We start from the raw sequence: 17,404 nt of genomic DNA, 5'->3' as shown, positions 1-17,404 counted from the left end.
TTTTTTTATATCAATAACTTTAATGTTTCAAAGTTGCGCACTTTACTTTACATTCCCCATCAATTTACGTACAACAGGAGATAAGGCTATAAGCACCACACCAGCAATCAAAGAATATAAGCCCAATTGTTTATAACTCTCCGTATAAGTCACCAGTTTATCCGCCAATGAACTTCCTTCCTTAGCTTCAGCCATACTAGCACCAATCAAGCCTGCTACGTATTGACCGTAAGCACTTGCCAAGAACCACATGCCCATCATGATACCTTGTAATCTTGCTGGAGACAATTTCGTCATAATGGAAAGACCAATTGGTGATAGACAAAGCTCCCCAACGGTAATCACAAGCAGTGCAAGAGTAAAGACATCCAATGAGGTCATACCATCGTGAGCAAATAAACGCGTAGCAAATAGGACATAATAACCTAATCCCAAGAAAACAAAGCCAAGACCAAACTTAATAATGGTATTTGGCTCAAGTTTACGTTTGCCCAGCCAAATCCAAAAAAGACCAAAAAGAGGTGCTAATGCAATAATAAATAATGCTCCACCTGAATTGTTAACGCCATTTGGATCGAGCGTCATAACGCCCAATAAGGAATCATTCAAATGCTTAGCAGCAAAGATGCTTAAGGAACCGCCACTTTGCTCATATATACCCCAAAAAATAATCGAGAAAAGGATAAACACCAGCGCGGCAATTAATTTATTCCGCTCTTCAGCAGTCACTTTAGACATTTCATAAAAAAGATATAACAGCGTCAATGGGCCGATCGTGTACATAAAATAGTCTGTATACTGCGTTTTTGACACCATGATCTGAATAATAGGGATAAAAATCAACGTGGCAATATATACGGCATATTCTACCCATTTCGGTAATGCTTTCGTCTTTACTATGGCCTCAGGATCCCCAGGTTGAAGTCCAATTGGTCCTAAATGCCTTTTGGTAAAGTGAAAATTCACTAAACTAACCAACATGCCTACCGCCGCCAAACCAAAAGCAACATTCCAGCGATGTCCCTCAGAAATAATTGACGTCAGCATATATCCTTTACCGATCGCAACACAGATATATCCGCCTAAGAATGCGCCTAAATTTATTCCCGCATAAAACAAGGAAAAGCCGCCATCACGACGAACATCACCTTTTTTATACAGCTCGCCTACCATCGTCGATATGTTGGGTTTAAAGAAACCCGTACCTATAATGATAAATGATAAACCAAAAAAGAAATATTTATGCGGATCTGCTGCAAGAAATAAGCTTCCTACGATCATCAATAAGCCACCCCAGAATAAAGACTTTCTGAAACCAAGAATTTTGTCTGCAAACAGCCCTCCTATGAATGTAAACGCATATACAAATGCTTGTGTCGCTCCATACTGTAAATTGGCATCCTTTTCAGCAAAGTTTAGCTGTGTGATCATAAAGAACACCAACATCCCGCGCATACCATAGAAACAGAATCTTTCCCACATCTCGGAAAAAAACAAACTCCAGATTTGCCTTGGGTACTTCCCGTCAAAATTTTGAATCTCTTCTAGCGATTCCCTTGTACTAACCTCCATACTAATTTATATTAATCAAAAAAGCTTCTTTCGTAAAAGAAGCTTATATATTTGTTATTTAATTCCGTGCATCAATCGTTTAATCAATGGATTAAACAGCATTACTAACAGGCCTGCTAAGGCAGGAATTGCTGTAAATAAGAAGAAGAAATAACTCAAGGAGTGTTCCTCTTGGATGGTTTCCACTTGTCCTCCTAATACCGCTGCAACCTTCTGTGCAATAGCAATCGCCAAATACCATATTCCAAACATAAATGCGAGCATGCGAGCCGGCACCAATTTGGATACGTAAGAAAGACCTACCGGTGAAATAAATAATTCGCCCAATGTATGGAACAAATAGGTCAGCACCAAAAATACCATCGAGATTTTAGCCCCTTGGCTTATCCCCATAGATCCCAACCCGATAATAAAAAATCCTATCGCAACCAAAATCAAACCAAAGCCATATTTAAAGGCTGCCGATGGGTTATATTTGGACTCCCAAATTTTGGATACCGAGGAGGCAAGTGCAATGATAAAAAATGAGTTTAGGATCGAAAACCAGGAGACTTTAATTTCTGATGCTTCTTTATTGAATTCATTGTACAACATCCAGATTACTGCTCCCCAGATCAACCCAAAACAGATAAACAATACGATATTTGAAATGGCAATTTTGTTCCAGGTTACTTTTGCCAATTTAATCAGAACCCAAGAGATAATCGAAAGCGGTACAATCGTCAATAAACCATTTACCACATTAAAGGTCGTCAATGCAGCACCAGTAAGTGATCTATCAATATTATCTCTCGCCACAAGAACCAACGAAGTTGCCCCCTGCTCAAAGCTCATAAAAAAGAAGACCAAGAAAAACGCTAGCAACACGACCGCAAACATCCGATCCCTTACAACCTTATCATAACGCAAAATCCGTGTCACAATAAGATATATGAAGAGAATTAACGCCACAATGACCATAATATATTGACCTCTAAGAAACGGTGTATCCAAACCAGAAAACACATCAACAATACCATTCTTAGACAAAGGGTCATTGAAAGCATATACGAAACCGATAATAGAAACTATCGCGATCAATACATAATCCCGTATGGTAAATGGATTTCTGGTATCGGTATCCTCAGCGATAACTTGGTGTTCCCCTGAGGTCGACTTAGTTAAAACACCCAGATTTCCCATGAGCGGTTTTGCGAAAACAAACTGCAGTGTTCCCAAAAGCATAAAGATACCAGCCAAGCCGAATCCCCAATGCCAACCATACGTTTCGGCTATATATCCACATAGCATCATGCCAAAGAAAGCACCAGCATTGACCCCCATGTAGAATATGGTATAAGCTCCATCTTTTTTCTCTGGTAGATCTTTATACATTTCACCTAAGATAGAAGGCATATTGGGTTTGAAAAAACCTGTTCCAATAACTAAACAGATCAAACCCAGAAAAAACATAATGGAAGTATCAAAGGCCATGGCAGCATGTCCAAGCGTCATAATCGCCGAACCGATGATCACAGCTTTCCGTGATCCAATATATTTATCCGCTATAATCCCTCCTAGAATAGGAGTTAAATAGAGCATCATGGCATAGGTTCCATAAAGTGCTCCCGCTTGTTGTGCAGTCCAGGACCATCCCGAGAAAGGACTACCTTGAATAACTGCAGCAGTTAAAAACTGCATTAAGAGTACACGCATCCCGTAGAACGAAAAACGTTCCCACATTTCAGTAAAGAAAAGGACAAAGAGTCCTGAACGCTGTCCCAATACATTTGACTTAAAAAAATCAGTCGACGGGCTATTCGTTATATCCCCGTTTAATCTCCCCATAAATAATCAACCTTTATTTTTTGATAAAATACTTACAAAGAAACAAAAACAAAATCACTTTTGACCAAAATAAAGTTGCATAAACAAAAAAAGGCAACCCATTTGGATTGCCTTTTCGGTAACATTTTTAATATGCCTTATCTTTTGTGCAATTGCTCATAAAGATCAATAACCTTTTTCTGCAATTCAATTACTTCGCCATCGCGTTGTTGTAATTTTTGCGTCAAAGCATTCACCTCGTTTACATACTCTTTATCTTCTTCAGAATCTGAAGTAGATAAAAGTTGAACAACTGTCAAATTGAATAATTTTGAGATTTGATTCAGGCGAGACAAATTCACATCTGTAATCCCTGTTTCAATTTTAGAAAATGCTGGGATTGAGATATCCAATCGTTTTGCAACATCCTCTTGACTCCACCCCTTTTGGTGTCTAAGTAATCTGATTTTTTTTCCTAATGCATTCATCTGGTAGATATTTTAAACAAAAATAATAAATTACAATTTAATTTACATTAAATTATAATTTTTTCTCTAAAAATCTCTAAAAAACCGATCAGCGAGCACAGACAAATTAACCCCATTATAATTATTTAAACTCATAAGAAGTAAATTGTAACCTTTTGATTTGACACCATCTAAAAATGAATAGAGCCCATCCAAACTCACAACAACCTCTAAATCAGGGTTATTAAAATTATCCTTAATATTATTGGGGACACTTTCGATATCTTTATTAAGTTCTTTACAGGAATTTATATTCACGTAGACCACAGAGACATCCGACTCTTTCATTGAGTTTGCATATTGTAACAAAAACGATGAATCTAAACTATCATACGAGTTTAATTCGATAATTGTAACCAATTTCTGATTAGGAAATTGCTCTTTCACGGCGTGAATACTTGACTTCACTTTATCCGCATTACAGGCATAATCCTGATAAACCACAGATCCTTCCGAGCTTGCAACAAACTCCAAATAACGAATCGAAGTATTAAAACTTTTTATGGCCTCAAAGAACTCTTTCTTTTTGATCCCCAACCATTCGCAGATCGTATACGCCCCAGCAATATTAGATAGGTTGTGCTTACCAAACACTTGCAATGGAACGTCGCCATCCGGTGTATTGATGTAAGTCACCCCCTTATTAATTGTATAATCAGGAATCTTATAGCCATGTCTATTGATCTTACAATCTTTTGTATCTTGAAGAACCTTCTGTAACACAACATCTTCCTTATTATAAATTAAGGTACCTTTAGGCGGAATTGAGTCAATAAAATCTTCAAATTGTTTAATATATTCCTCTTGAGATATTTTCGAGTTAAACTCATTCCATACAATACCCGAAATTAACGCTATATTCGGTTTATAATACAAAAATTTGGACTTCGGATCAATCTTAGATGAAACATATTCATCTCCTTCGATAATAATAATCTTATTATGCTTAGTAATATCGACCAACTTATCAAAGCCTCTTAATTGAGCTCCTACCAAATAGTCAAATTCTTTTCCTAGAAATCGCATAACATGCATCACCATGCTCGTTATGGTTGTCTTACCGTAACTTCCAGCGATAACCACCCGGATTTTATCCTGCGAAAGCTCTTGTATAAATTCTGGAAAAGAATAAATTTTAAGACCTAATTCCTGGGCCCGCTTTAATTCAGGATTATCTGCCTGGGCATGAGCGCCCAAGATCACAGCATCAATATCCTCCGTCACTTTTTCTTCAAACCACCCCAATTGATTAGGAAGCAATCCTGCTTCAATCAAATGAGAACGGGAGGGCTCTACGATCTGATCGTCAGAACCGGTCACTTGATGCCCTTGTTTTGCCAATGAAATAGCAAGGTTATGCATCACACTACCACCTATTGCTATAAAATGAATCCGCATAGCTAAATTATCGCTTCACAAACTTGGCTGCACACCAATTATTTAAAACTTTATTGGAGATAAACTCAAAACCCAATGTGGTCGCCGCATCGCTTAAGATTGCTAAATCTTCCTGCTCATAGAAACCACTTAGGTACAGCTCACCCCCTGTACGAATGCTCAAGGCATACTGAGGTAATTGTTCTAAAAGAATGTTACGGTTAATATTTGCCAAAATCACATCAAAGACCCGACCGGCCAAAACTTCGTAAGATCCACAGAGCGCTTCGATATGCTCAACATGATTGAGTGCCCTATTTTCGATTACACTTTCAACACATATCTCATCATAATCCACAGCCAATACAGCATTCGCGCCTTTTTTTGATGCCAAAATGGCCAGTATCCCTGTACCGCAGCCCATGTCCAAAACCTGCTTGCCCATAAAATCATTCTCCAAAATATACTGAAGCATCATCGAAGTTGTTTGATGATGGCCGGTGCCAAAAGACATCTTCGGATCTATAATGATTTCATAGGGAAACTCAGGTTTGGCCTCATGAAAAGTTGCACGCACATAGCATTGCCCTCCTACCTCTATTGGGTTGAAATTGCTTTCCCACAATTTATTCCAATTCTGATTTTCTATTTCCTGTATCTTATAATCGACCTCCAGGCCTTCATAAGGTTGAAGCATCAGTGTTTCTAATGCTTGCAAATCAAGATTTGCAGCTGAAATATAAGCTGCAAATCCAGATTCGGTATCCTCAAAAGTATCAAAGCCAATATCAGCCAAATCAGATATCAACAAATCCTTCTGCCATTCTTCACCTGATCGCATTTGAAAGATAACCTCTACGTATTTCATTTCTAAAAATTAGCCGTTAAATACTTTAGCGATATCAATAAAATCTCTCGATTTTAAAGAAGCACCTCCAATCAAACCACCATCGATGTCGGCTTGAGCAAACAAATCTTTTGCATTACCTGGATTACAAGACCCTCCATATAGAATACTTGTATTATCAGCAATCTCCTGACCATATTGATCAGCTAACACCTCACGAATAAATTTATGAACTTCCTGTGCTTGCTCAGGGCTAGCTGTCAAGCCAGTACCAATTGCCCAAACTGGTTCATATGCCAACACCACAGCTGCAAAAGCTTCTTTAGACAAGTGGAACAATCCATCTGTCAATTGTGTTTTGATCACATCAAAGAAAGCTCCAGATTCGCGTTCCTCTCTTGTTTCTCCAATACAGAATATTGGGGTTAAATCATGCTTTAATGCAATATCCACTTTAGATGCCAACAATGCATCAGTTTCACCAAAATAAGCACGTCTTTCAGAGTGACCTAAAATAACATGTGAAGCACCTACTGATTTTACTTGTGAAGCCGAAATCTCACCTGTATAAGCACCCGACTCCGCTTGGTGAATATTCTGAGCACCAATATTTACATTCGCGACATTTTTAGACAGTTGCCCAAGACTTGACAAATGAATAAATGGACTACAAACAACCAATTCCTGGTTTCCAATCACTTCATCTTTGGCCATATTGATAATTTCAGAAAACAAGCTCAATCCTGATTGATAGTCTAAATTCATTTTCCAATTACCAGCTACGATTTTTTTACGCATGATTTTACGATTTAATTATATTTTTTGTTAAGTTGATTCAATTTATCTTTAATCTGCTCCGTGAGCTCTTCCCCTTTTGATGCATACAGCGTCTCCAGATATGCCATAAACTTATCAAATTCATAAGTCTGAGCACCTCCGTCAAACACCCAAGCAAATGACGGTACAAATTTAGCATAAAAACTTGTATCTGCTAGCATGCTTGCAATTCCAATTACTGTTCCTGTATTTAAAGCCGAATTGATGCCAAGGCGAGTATAGTCTCCAATAAAGGCACCGCATTTTAAAAGACCTGTATCCCGAACACCATCTAATGCATAATCGTAAATTGAAACAGTCTTTAAGTTATTCTTCAAATTGGAATTAGAGGTACCAGCTCCTAAATTACACCAATCTCCTATTACCGAGCACCCTAGATAACCATGATGCCCCTTGGCCGAAAAATCACCAATGACCGAATTCCCGATCTCTCCCCCAATAACACTCTGCTTCCCTACCGAAACATTCCCATAAATCGTAGCGCCCATTTTTACAACGGCTCCTTTACCAAGATATAATGGACCACGCAAATGCGCGCCCTCCATAATTGTAACATCTTCATCGATATATATGGGACCTTGTAGGGTATTGAGCGTAGCACATTCCATGCTAACACGATCAGCTACATAAAGATCATTACCCAACAATTGATTTGTTCCAGATATACTGGACGACTGAACACTTTGTACCAGATGATTGAAATCATGTGTTATTTCAGTTCCTGTGAGCAAAAACAGATCTTCTATCCCTTTTAATAGATCAACAGATATATCAACCTCTTGCACACGATAAGAGTCCTTATGCGTATAACAACAAGCTAAAACGTATCCGTCCTGTACAAGGACCTCTCCGACACGCAATCGCTGTAAAAGCTGCAATAAGGCTACTGTCGGAATAACGTTCTCTGACACCCATATAAGCCCCTCCTTATCCGCATCGTTGGCAACATAGTGTACATCAAATTTTAAAGCTAATTTTGCCCATTTCTCCCGTAAAGTCAGTATACCAACCCGAAGGTCCAAACAAGATTTCACGAAAGCAAATGGATAAAGACTCTTTCTATCAAAAGTAGTTAATGGGGAGCTAAGCTTATCCAACAATTGGATCGAATCAAAGCAATCTGTAAAGAAGATTTTCACAAATTAAAAATAACAAAAAAAACCCGACAAATTATATTTATCGAGTTCTTAATATTGTAATATACAGATCTGCTACAATTATTTTTTGTTGTAACGGTTACGGAATTTGTCGATACGACCAGCAGTATCAACCAATTTCATTTTACCTGTATAGAAAGGGTGTGATGTATGAGAAATCTCTAATTTTACAACTGGATACTCATTTCCGTCTTCCCAAGTAATAGTCTCTTTTGTATCAACACAAGATTTTGTAATAAAAGCATAGTCATTTGACATATCTTTAAATACAACTAATCTGTAATTTGAAGGATGCAAATCTTTTTTCATTATTATTATGATTACGTATATTCAATTATTGAGGTGCAAAGATAACTTATAAAAATGTAACTTACAACAATTACGAAGAATAATTAGTTGAAATTTTCCACATTTTGGTTAACAGCACTTATCAAGGGCACAAATGTAACAATCTTTATCCTAACCAAAGAATAATTTTGTTTATCGACTTTTTTACCTAACTTAACTTACTACAATTAAATCACTTACATAATTATGAGCAAATTAGATGAAAAAATTGCTGCATATGTTGCAGAATCAAAAAAGCTAGGCTTATCATTAGATGAAGCATTTATTGCAAAAGTAACAAAAGGAATAGGACCTTCCATTTACAATGCAGACTCGGAAACCATTGCTGCATCAGATCCCGAAGAACTTAACCGTGTCAAACAAAACTTTTTGATCAAAAAATTAGGCCTAAAAGATGGCCCTGATTTAGACAAGGCACTAGAGGAAGTGATTACCGCTATTGGCAAATCCAATAAAAATAAATACCGTGTATTAGTATATGCTTTATTGGCAAAGAAATTCAAAAAAGAATCTGTTTACCAATAAGCATCACCTTTTTTCACTCAACTCCTAACCAAAGACCATTTCTCCAAAAAACTCAGGGAGATGGAAATTAGGAGTTGGGTTTTCTATTTTATTCCAAGATATAAAATGTGGTTGTTTGAGATGATCACCACATTTGTAAAAATTCCCATGTATCCGTTTACCTTTCAGGTCTACAACATTGTCAAACTGAAATACAGCAAGTGGAATGACCTCAATCATACTCCATCGCTTATCGGAACCATTACGCTCAATTAAAGAGTAAGTACGCACCTGTTCTATTGTTGTACTATCCAATCGATTTCTATTTGCCTTTTCGGCCGGACCATAACCGATCAAGCCTGTTCCAATTAGATTAAATTCCAGGTTATAATAATGTTCGCGTCCATCAAAAGAAATAAAGAACTCCACACAGCTATCTTCCCATACATTTTGATTTGTTTCGGAATAATTACCCCGAAGTTGTTCTTCGACGACATCATATTGCAACACAAGATACTCCTGGGTATAGCCAATCTTAAATTGTACCTCAGGTTTATACGGGAAAGATTCGCTCCAGTTATTAAACTCCAGCGAATGCGATTCAAAATTGCTCAAGAGCTTCGACAAAGTATGATAATCAAGTGTATTGGCCAGCTCCGCTGCGATAGGCAAAATGGTTAGTTTTTTCATTCGAATATTTTTTTACAGAAAAAAGAAGCTTCATCTACGCGATGGAAGCTTCTCAATAGGATTAAAGGTATAAAATTGTTAAATGCAATCAAAAACTACCTTCCGCATAAATGCTTCATTCTTTTCCATCTCTTCAACCAATTTCAATTGCGTATTTGTACGCACCAGATTATGGTCATCATATTTAGTCTTGTAGTAATGATCTCCTTCCAAATAGTCCGTTAAGAAACGTACTCCTTGCATATAGGGCAATAAGAAGGCCCCATCGACTAATGTTTCTTTCTCTAAAGTTGTCAAGAAGTCATTAGCTTCCTCCAAATAACCTTCGGCATAGGCCTTATATAAGGCAAGATTTAGCAGAATTTTCGAAACATCCATCTCATCTTCGGCAACAGGGTTAATAATCGTCCGAATCGCATCTCCAAAATCGTATGCCACATAGCCTGGCATAACTGTATCCAAATCGATCACACATTGCATCTTATCGTGGCGATCTAAGAGCACATTATTAAACTTGGTATCATTATGTGTAATGCGCAGTGGAAGTTCCCCCTTGTTACCAAGTTCAAGAATGGTTTTCATTCGATCTTCACGACTAAAGATAAAATCCAATTTGTCCTTTACCGACGCTACACGTTGGCACACATCTTTAGCGATTGCTTTTCGAAGATTTTCAAGTCTAAACTCTATATTATGAAAGTTGGGAAGTACTTCAACGATCAACGAAGCATCTAAATCCGACAGCTGTTTTTGAAACAACCCAAAAGCACGGCCACCTTCGGCTGCTTGGACTTCAGTCTCTACAATATCATAGCTTTTCGTATCCTCTATGAGAATAAACATGCGCCAATAATTATCCTGACTATCTTTTATATATAATTCCCCACCTTTTGTAGGAACAATTGTCAATACATGATCGCTGATTCTTTTTCCTTCAGCGACTTTAACTTTTTTGCTAAGATGCTTGGTGACAATCTCAATATTATGCATTAATCCATCCACGTTCGGAAAAACATGGTGATTAATACGTTGTAATAAATGCGATATACCGCTATCTACAGTAGTAACTACACGATAGGTATCATTGATATGACCAGAACCAAACGGTTGCACTGAAATGATATCTCCTTCTAATGTGAATTGTTTTGCTGCGCTCTCTACTACTAATTGGTTAAAATCAGACATTAAACTATGTTTTTTAAATCATCAATGTGCTTGCAATATCACAAATTGAATTAATAAATGATAATTTTTATTTCAATCAAACGTTTGCATGAAATTTAATAAAATTAAGCAAACGTTTGCACTTTCATTTATCCCAAATGAAATAATATATTTGTTAATAGTACCCAGTCTCAAAGACTGTTTTCAAACAAGTAAATAACTAATATACAAACTCCTTATATCTCAAAACAATGGATAGAAGAAATTTCATAAAATCGACTGCCATCACTACAGCTGGAATCGGTGTCCTTTCAAGTACAGAATTATTTGCCCAAACAAATGGCAAGATAAAAATCGGTTTTATTGGTGTGGGTCTTAGAGGACGTAATCACGTTCAAATTGCCCTAAACAGAGATGATTTAGAAATTGTGGCTGTCTGTGACACCCAAGAAGAATCTCTAGCACAATGCCGTAAACAATTCAACGCAAAAGGCACCAAACTTCCAAAAGAATATACTGGTGGCGTTGATGCTTACAAAAAGATGTTAAGCAATGAAAAATTAGATGCTGTCATTATTGCAACACCTTGGCAATTCCACAAAAACCAAGCTATTGACGCAATGAAAGCTGGACTATACGTAGGTTGCGAGGTTATAGCAGGTCTAACACTACAAGATCACTGGGATATTGTGAAAGTATCCGAAGAAACCGGAAAGCCTTACATGACCCTAGAAAATGTGGCATTCCGTCGTGACGTACTTGCTGTATTGAATATGCACAGACAAGGGCTATTTGGTGAATTGTTGCACCTGGAAGGCGGTTATCAACACGATTTACGCGAAGTATTATTCAATGACGGAAAAGCGTATTATGGCCATGGCGTTGAATATGGCCCGAAAGCGATTTCTGAGGCACAATGGCGTACACAGTTCAATATCGATCAAGATGGTGATCTATATCCTACCCACGGTTTAGGTCCAATTATGCAATTTGCAGATATCAACAAGGGTAACAGATTCACCCATATCACTTCGTACTCAAGTAAAGCCCGTGGATTGGCAGCCTATGTCAATAAAGTTTCCCCAGGACACCCCAACGGTAAGATCAATTACAAAAATGGTGATATCACACAAACGATGTTACAATGTGCAAATGGAGAAACCATGTTATTAACGCATGATACACACTTGCCAAGACCTTACTCTATCGGCTTCCGCGTACAAGGAACAGATGGTATTTGGATGGATGTTGCAAAAGGTATTCACATCGAGGGTAAATCCAAACCACACACGTGGGATTCTGCAGATGAATGGGTAAAGAAATACGATCACCCAATCTGGCAAAAATATGAAGCGGTAGCAAATGGTTCTGGTCATGGTGGCATGGACTGGTTTGTATTCAATGCGTTCATTCAGGCAGTAAAACAAAAGGTACAGACGCCAATTGACGTATATGATTCAGTAACCATGAGTGCTGTATTCCCATTATCTACCGAGTCTATTGCAAAAGGAAATAAAACGTTGGAATTCCCTGATTTCACAAAAGGAAAATGGAAAACCAAGAAAAATACTTTTATGTTAGATGACAGTGGAATGTAATTGAAAAAACATTCTTATTATTATAAAAGCCGTATTGAAAGATATACGGCTTTTTTTTTATGGATGCTTGACATAATCATAATAATCCTACTTTTTAGCTGGTCTTTTCCGTAAATTAGCACTAGCAAACAACTTTTTCAACTCATTATGCTTACCGAAGCAATTATTATTTTAGTCCTGATTATTCTAAACGGAATACTATCGGCATCAGAAATATCCATCGTATCCAGCAGAAAGGCAAGGCTACAGGCTGAAAGCGATAAAAACAATGCGGCAGCCAAAATAGCGCTAAACCTAAAAGAATCGCCCAACAACTTTCTATCCACTGTACAAATAGGCATTACCCTTATCGGCATTCTAACCGGTTTTTTTTCTGGTGGTAGTATTTCCACATATCTAGTCGGCATATTTAATAAATCCAGTATTATAGCCCCCTATAGCGAACAGCTCGCTGTAATCATTGTCGTCTTTATCATCACCTACTTTTCGTTGGTGCTTGGTGAATTAGTCCCCAAACGTATCGGTATGGCTATTCCGGAGAAGTATGCCATGCTAATCGCTTACCCGATGAACCTGCTCAGCAAAATCGTACGACCATTTGTATGGCTACTCAGTATGTCGACAGAGTTTATTGTCAAAATACTCAATATCAAGAGTAGCGGCAATAGTGTCACGGAAGAAGAAATTAAGGCGCTAGTAGACGAAGGTGTCGACAGTGGTGTCATCGAAGGTATTGAGCACGATATCGTCGACCGTCTATTGAGTTTAGGAGACAAAAAGGCGGTCAACCTAATGACTCACCGCAAAAACATTGTTTTTTTGGATCTGGAATATTCTTTTGAAGAAAACAGAAAGATCATACTGGACAACGATCATTCCATCTACCCGGTCTGTGAAGGTGGACTCGACAATATTAAAGGTGTTGTTCATGTAAAGTCCTTACTACGACAATGCCTCCAAAACGAACCATTTGATCTAAGAACGCTCATGTTACCCATCAAATTTGTGAACGAATTTAGCTCATCTTATAGCATCATGAATACCCTGCGCACCTCCAGTATACATCAGGCGGTTGTCATTGATGAATATGGTTCGCCACAGGGAATTATTACGTTACGGGATATCGTTGGCGATTTGGTAGGTAACATCACAGAAAGCGACCTAAGTGCCCGACCGACAATACGTCAATTGGAAAACGGCGATTATGTTGTCGACGGACAATATCAGATCGAGGACCTTTTGGATGAATTTGAAATCGGTCTTTCTGAGGAAGACGAAGATGAGATCAACAATGTAACTACTGTAGGAGGCCTAGTGTTCCTAAGATTAGATCACGTGCCCGAAGAAGGCGAACGTGTCCGATTTAAAAATCTAGTTTTCGAAGTGCTTGATATGGATGGCCACCGCATCGATAAACTACTTTTGAAAGTGGAGGAATAAAAGAATATAAAAAGCGGTTGGTTGATCGATATACTGATCAGCCAACCGCTTTTATATGCTCACCTTCTACAACAATTTAGTTGATGCCGTGCATCATTTTTTTCAATAAGGGGTTAAAGATGATCAACAACAATGCAGTAACTCCCGGAACTATTGCAAATATCATAAAGAAGTAAGACATCGAATGTTCTTCTGTAATGCGATCAATGTATGACCCTAAAAATCCACCGATAAAATTGGCAATAGCCGAAGCACAGAACCAACAACCGAAAAGAAGTCCCAAAAATTTCTTTGGAGAAAGCTTACTGACATAAGACAAACCAACAGGTGACAAACAAAGCTCTCCTGCAGAATGGAAAAAATAGGCGATTACAAGCCAAATCATACTGACAGAGGCTGTCTTGGCACCTTGGGGAATTTCACTCGCCCCATAAGCCAATGCTGCAAATCCGATACCTACTAATATTAAGCCCAATGCAAACTTAACAGGACCAGACGGATTCCATATTTTTTCCCAGAATTTACTAAATGACGATGCCAGTGAAATGATAAAAAATGCATTCAAAATCTGAAACCATGAAGCGCCGACTTCTGATCCAGTTATTCCTATTTCTCTAAAGACTTTCCAAAGTCCCAAACACCAAATTATACCAAACGAAATACCAGTAAATAAAATCGTTAATGGATATTGTTTATATATCTTTCTAGCCAATGCTGTTAAAACAATTGTGACTATAACAATAGGCACAATGGTCAAAATAGTATCAATCCATTTAAACGTCACCGCCGAACTTCCAGACAGAACCCTTTGCGTATAGTCCTTGGCAAAGATTGACATCGATCCTCCTGCCTGTTCAAAAGACAGAAAGAAAACTACACTAGCCAACATGAATATGGTGACGACGATCAATCTATCTCGGACAACATGTGCTGGAATGACCTCTTCCTCTTCTTCGTGATTCTTGATCTTTTTTTCATGGTAAGCCTGAAGTGCTTTAGGAGAATCTCCGATGATACCAAATATCTTTTGTCCAAAATAGAATTGCAACATACCAAAGAACATAAACACTCCAGCAAGTCCGAATCCATAATGCCAACCGATCTTCTCACCAATGTAACCACATAATAGCATTCCTAAAAATGATCCGGCATTGATTCCCATATAAAATATGGTATAACCAGCGTCCTTTTTAGGACTTTGATCTGGGTAGAGATTTCCCACCATGGAAGAAATATTAGGTTTAAACATCCCGTTTCCTAGGATCATTAAGACAAGACCTAAATAAAAGAAATTTGAATTTACGCCCTCAAATGCCATAGACAAATGCCCCAAGGTCATGACCAAAGCACCGATCAAAATTGCCTTTTTAAAACCGGTTAGCTTATCCGCTATCATTCCACCGATCAATGGTGTCAAATAGACGAAACCAGTATACAAACCGTAAAGTTTCATGGCCCGTTCATTACTCCATTCCCATCCTCCATCAGCAATGGAACTTATTAAAAATAAGGTCAACAATGCCCGCATACCGTAGTAGCTAAACCGCTCCCACATCTCTGTAAAGAATAGCACAAATAATCCGGCAGGATGTCCATTTACCATCTTGTCATCGATCCCCTGCTTAGCAAGATGCGCTACAAGAACTTGATCTTTTTCTTGATTCATATAATTTCAATAATTGTTTTATAACTCAGGTTTTGTTTTTATTTTGATAAAAATCGCTTGAAGATACACTATTTTTCTATGAATTAATCAATTCCATGCATCATCTTTTTTATTTTTTTGTTGCCTAGAATAAGAAATACAGCAGCCACCATAGGGATCACTGTAAACACAGCAAAGAAGTAAGACATCGAATGAGATTCAGTAATCTTATCAATATACGACCCAATAAAGCCCCCTATAAAATTAGCTATGGCATTGGCACAAAACCAAAAACCAAACAATAACCCCAGGAATTTTTTGGGCGATAGTTTACTGACATAAGAAAGTCCAACCGGACCAATACACAATTCGCCCACTGTATGAAAAAAGTATGCCAATACCAGCCATATCATACTAACAGAGGCCGTCCTTGCACCGGTAGGAATCTCGGAGCTTCCAATAGATAGTGCCGCAAAACCAACTCCAACCAGTGTCAGTCCCATTGCAAACTTAATTGGACCAGAAGGATTCCATACTTTCTCCCAGATCTTACTAAATGATGTAGCCAGCGTAATGATAAAGAAAGAATTTAACATCGGAAACCAGGATACAGTAACTTCCGAATTCATACCATAATATTCCCGATAAACCTTCCAAAGACACAAGGACCAGATGATCACAAAAGAAATGCTCGAAAAAAGTATAATCATCGGGTATTTGCGTATGATTTTCTTCGCTAAAACAAACAGTACCCCAGTAATTACCACAATCGGCAAAACCGTCAATGCAGCATCGAACCATTTAAATAAAACCGCCATGTCACCACTCAATACCCGCTGTGTATAATTTTTTGCAAAGATCGTCATCGAGCCACCCGCTTGTTCAAAAGCTAAATGGAAGACAATACTTGACAACATAAAAATGGCTATTACAAGCAAACGATCACGCACAATATGTTGCGGATTTTCTTCTTGACCCGCTGCAATTTCGGTTAGCTCTTCTTGTTTCTCGGGTGTATTTCCAATCTTTCCGAAGATGGGCTGCGCAAAATAAAATTGCAACATTCCCAAAAACATAAATATTCCGGCAAGCCCAAAACCATAATACCAGCCGATCTTCTCACCAATATAGCCGCATAGCATCATACCCAAAAATGCCCCTCCATTTATACCCATATAAAAAATGGTATACCCCGCATCCTTTTTACCGCCTTTATCTGGATATAATTTTCCTACCATCGAAGAAATATTGGGTTTGAACAGACCATTTCCCAAAACAATCAGCACCAACCCTGCCAAAAAAAAGCTTTTATTAAATCCCTCTAAAGCCATAGCGATATGCCCGAGAGTCATAATTATAGCCCCCACCATAATGGATTTTTTATATCCTGTAAGACGGTCGGCTATAATCCCACCGAACAAGGGCGTTAAAAACACCATCCCCGTGTACAAACCGTAAAGCTTCATCGCTTCGGAGTTGGTCCAGCCCCATCCTTGTTGGGCGATGGTAGAAACTAGAAAATTCACCAACAGCGCCCGCATACCATAGTAGCTAAAACGCTCCCACATCTCTGTGAAGAATAATACGAACAAGCCGGCTGGATGCCCTTGTACCAATACATGTTCCGCCCCTACTTTTTGCAAATGGGTTTCAAGAACAGCATTTTTTTCAAAATTCATGTTTTTTTTAGTCGTTATTTTTCAAAATAAGGTAGTGCGATTTCCATTTATAAGTATACCATCAGTAAATGGAAAAATCCGATGGTCCTCTACACCAAGAAAGTAGTTATTCACTCATCTTCATATACTCAAGCAAGATAGTGAAGATTTTAATAGGTTTCTAACAAATGGACTTCAGTTTTTTTAGTTGTTGCATCCGAGCAACACATCAAT

The 17,404-nt window shown here is 38.1% G+C and carries 15 protein-coding genes; 3 read left to right on the top strand and 12 right to left on the bottom strand.

Annotated features, from left to right (window positions below):
* Positions 1-42 precede the first annotated feature (42 nt).
* The 8 genes from B3600_RS12810 to B3600_RS12775 all read right to left on the bottom strand — a co-directional run bounded on the left by B3600_RS12810 (position 43) and on the right by B3600_RS12775 (position 8,432).
* Entirely contained in the window at positions 43-1,572 is a 1,530-nt protein-coding gene (locus B3600_RS12810) for a peptide MFS transporter (RefSeq protein WP_286753187.1), read from the bottom strand.
* Between the two features lie 54 nt (positions 1,573-1,626).
* Positions 1,627-3,399, bottom strand: coding sequence for a peptide MFS transporter (locus B3600_RS12805; RefSeq protein ID WP_070566093.1), 1,773 nt, complete (start codon positions 3,397-3,399; stop codon positions 1,627-1,629).
* A gap of 137 nt (positions 3,400-3,536) precedes the next feature.
* Positions 3,537-3,866, bottom strand: a complete 330-nt coding sequence (locus B3600_RS12800; RefSeq protein WP_070566095.1) for a helix-turn-helix domain-containing protein — start codon at positions 3,864-3,866, stop codon at positions 3,537-3,539.
* Positions 3,867-3,932: 66 nt separating this feature from the next.
* Positions 3,933-5,303, bottom strand: coding sequence for a Mur ligase domain-containing protein (locus B3600_RS12795; protein WP_046671771.1), 1,371 nt, complete (start codon positions 5,301-5,303; stop codon positions 3,933-3,935).
* A gap of 7 nt (positions 5,304-5,310) precedes the next feature.
* Positions 5,311-6,150 (bottom strand): 50S ribosomal protein L11 methyltransferase, encoded by an 840-nt coding sequence (gene prmA, locus B3600_RS12790; RefSeq protein ID WP_286753186.1) that lies wholly within the window; start codon positions 6,148-6,150, stop codon positions 5,311-5,313.
* Positions 6,151-6,159: 9 nt separating this feature from the next.
* A complete protein-coding gene (gene tpiA / locus B3600_RS12785) occupies positions 6,160-6,927 on the bottom strand; it encodes a triose-phosphate isomerase (RefSeq protein WP_070566100.1) in 768 nt (255 codons plus the stop codon).
* 11 nt (positions 6,928-6,938) lie between these two features.
* The gene (locus B3600_RS12780; protein ID WP_286753185.1) at positions 6,939-8,105 is read right to left on the bottom strand and encodes a putative sugar nucleotidyl transferase; all 1,167 of its coding nucleotides are present in this window, start codon (positions 8,103-8,105) and stop codon (positions 6,939-6,941) included.
* Between the two features lie 78 nt (positions 8,106-8,183).
* On the bottom strand, positions 8,184-8,432 hold the full coding sequence (locus B3600_RS12775; RefSeq protein WP_046671774.1) for a type B 50S ribosomal protein L31: 249 nt from the start codon (positions 8,430-8,432) through the stop codon (positions 8,184-8,186).
* 225 nt (positions 8,433-8,657) lie between these two features.
* Here B3600_RS12775 and B3600_RS12770 point away from each other — a divergent pair, with 225 nt between their 5' ends.
* Complete coding sequence (locus B3600_RS12770) at positions 8,658-8,996, top strand: DUF2853 family protein (RefSeq protein WP_046671775.1); 339 nt, start codon at positions 8,658-8,660, stop codon at positions 8,994-8,996.
* Positions 8,997-9,020: 24 nt separating this feature from the next.
* On the opposite strand, the gene B3600_RS12765 is transcribed toward B3600_RS12770, so the two are convergent.
* Positions 9,021-9,665, bottom strand: coding sequence for a carbohydrate-binding family 9-like protein (locus B3600_RS12765; protein WP_286753184.1), 645 nt, complete (start codon positions 9,663-9,665; stop codon positions 9,021-9,023).
* A 78-nt stretch (positions 9,666-9,743) separates the two neighbouring features.
* Positions 9,744-10,850, bottom strand: coding sequence for a phosphotransferase enzyme family protein (locus B3600_RS12760; RefSeq protein ID WP_046671777.1), 1,107 nt, complete (start codon positions 10,848-10,850; stop codon positions 9,744-9,746).
* A 230-nt stretch (positions 10,851-11,080) separates the two neighbouring features.
* Between B3600_RS12760 and B3600_RS12755 the strand changes: the two genes are divergently transcribed.
* Both B3600_RS12755 and B3600_RS12750 read left to right on the top strand, forming a co-directional pair.
* Entirely contained in the window at positions 11,081-12,427 is a 1,347-nt protein-coding gene (locus B3600_RS12755) for a Gfo/Idh/MocA family protein (RefSeq protein WP_046671778.1), read from the top strand.
* 147 nt (positions 12,428-12,574) lie between these two features.
* The gene (locus B3600_RS12750) at positions 12,575-13,867 is read left to right on the top strand and encodes a hemolysin family protein (RefSeq protein ID WP_286753183.1); all 1,293 of its coding nucleotides are present in this window, start codon (positions 12,575-12,577) and stop codon (positions 13,865-13,867) included.
* A gap of 76 nt (positions 13,868-13,943) precedes the next feature.
* Here B3600_RS12750 and B3600_RS12745 read toward each other — a convergent pair whose 3' ends face one another.
* Both B3600_RS12745 and B3600_RS12740 read right to left on the bottom strand, forming a co-directional pair.
* A complete protein-coding gene (locus B3600_RS12745) occupies positions 13,944-15,533 on the bottom strand; it encodes a peptide MFS transporter (RefSeq protein ID WP_046671780.1) in 1,590 nt (529 codons plus the stop codon).
* Between the two features lie 83 nt (positions 15,534-15,616).
* Positions 15,617-17,191 (bottom strand): peptide MFS transporter, encoded by a 1,575-nt coding sequence (locus B3600_RS12740; protein ID WP_286753182.1) that lies wholly within the window; start codon positions 17,189-17,191, stop codon positions 15,617-15,619.
* Between the last annotated feature and the right edge of the window lie 213 nt (positions 17,192-17,404).

This window comes from Sphingobacterium sp. UBA2480, assembly GCF_002341965.1.
Taxonomy (GTDB): domain Bacteria; phylum Bacteroidota; class Bacteroidia; order Sphingobacteriales; family Sphingobacteriaceae; genus Sphingobacterium; species Sphingobacterium multivorum.
The sequence above is the reverse complement of the archived record's forward strand: the minus strand, read 5'-3'. Positions and strand labels throughout refer to the sequence as shown.

Bases quoted from the DNA above. Each gene is read 5' to 3' on its own strand.
- B3600_RS12810 (WP_286753187.1), bottom strand. From the start codon at position 1,572: ATGGAGGTTAGTACAAGGGAATCGCTAGAAGAGATTCAAAATTTTGAC.
- B3600_RS12805 (WP_070566093.1), bottom strand. From the start codon at position 3,399: ATGGGGAGATTAAACGGGGATATAACGAATAGCCCGTCGACTGATTTT.
- B3600_RS12800 (WP_070566095.1), bottom strand. From the start codon at position 3,866: ATGAATGCATTAGGAAAAAAAATCAGATTACTTAGACACCAAAAGGGG.
- B3600_RS12795 (WP_046671771.1), bottom strand. From the start codon at position 5,303: ATGCGGATTCATTTTATAGCAATAGGTGGTAGTGTGATGCATAACCTT.
- prmA (WP_286753186.1), bottom strand. From the start codon at position 6,150: ATGAAATACGTAGAGGTTATCTTTCAAATGCGATCAGGTGAAGAATGG.
- tpiA (WP_070566100.1), bottom strand. From the start codon at position 6,927: ATGCGTAAAAAAATCGTAGCTGGTAATTGGAAAATGAATTTAGACTAT.
- B3600_RS12775 (WP_046671774.1), bottom strand. From the start codon at position 8,432: ATGAAAAAAGATTTGCATCCTTCAAATTACAGATTAGTTGTATTTAAA.
- B3600_RS12770 (WP_046671775.1), top strand. From the start codon at position 8,658: ATGAGCAAATTAGATGAAAAAATTGCTGCATATGTTGCAGAATCAAAA.
- B3600_RS12765 (WP_286753184.1), bottom strand. From the start codon at position 9,665: ATGAAAAAACTAACCATTTTGCCTATCGCAGCGGAGCTGGCCAATACA.
- B3600_RS12760 (WP_046671777.1), bottom strand. From the start codon at position 10,850: ATGTCTGATTTTAACCAATTAGTAGTAGAGAGCGCAGCAAAACAATTC.
- B3600_RS12755 (WP_046671778.1), top strand. From the start codon at position 11,081: ATGGATAGAAGAAATTTCATAAAATCGACTGCCATCACTACAGCTGGA.
- B3600_RS12750 (WP_286753183.1), top strand. From the start codon at position 12,575: ATGCTTACCGAAGCAATTATTATTTTAGTCCTGATTATTCTAAACGGA.
- B3600_RS12745 (WP_046671780.1), bottom strand. From the start codon at position 15,533: ATGAATCAAGAAAAAGATCAAGTTCTTGTAGCGCATCTTGCTAAGCAG.
- B3600_RS12740 (WP_286753182.1), bottom strand. From the start codon at position 17,191: ATGAATTTTGAAAAAAATGCTGTTCTTGAAACCCATTTGCAAAAAGTA.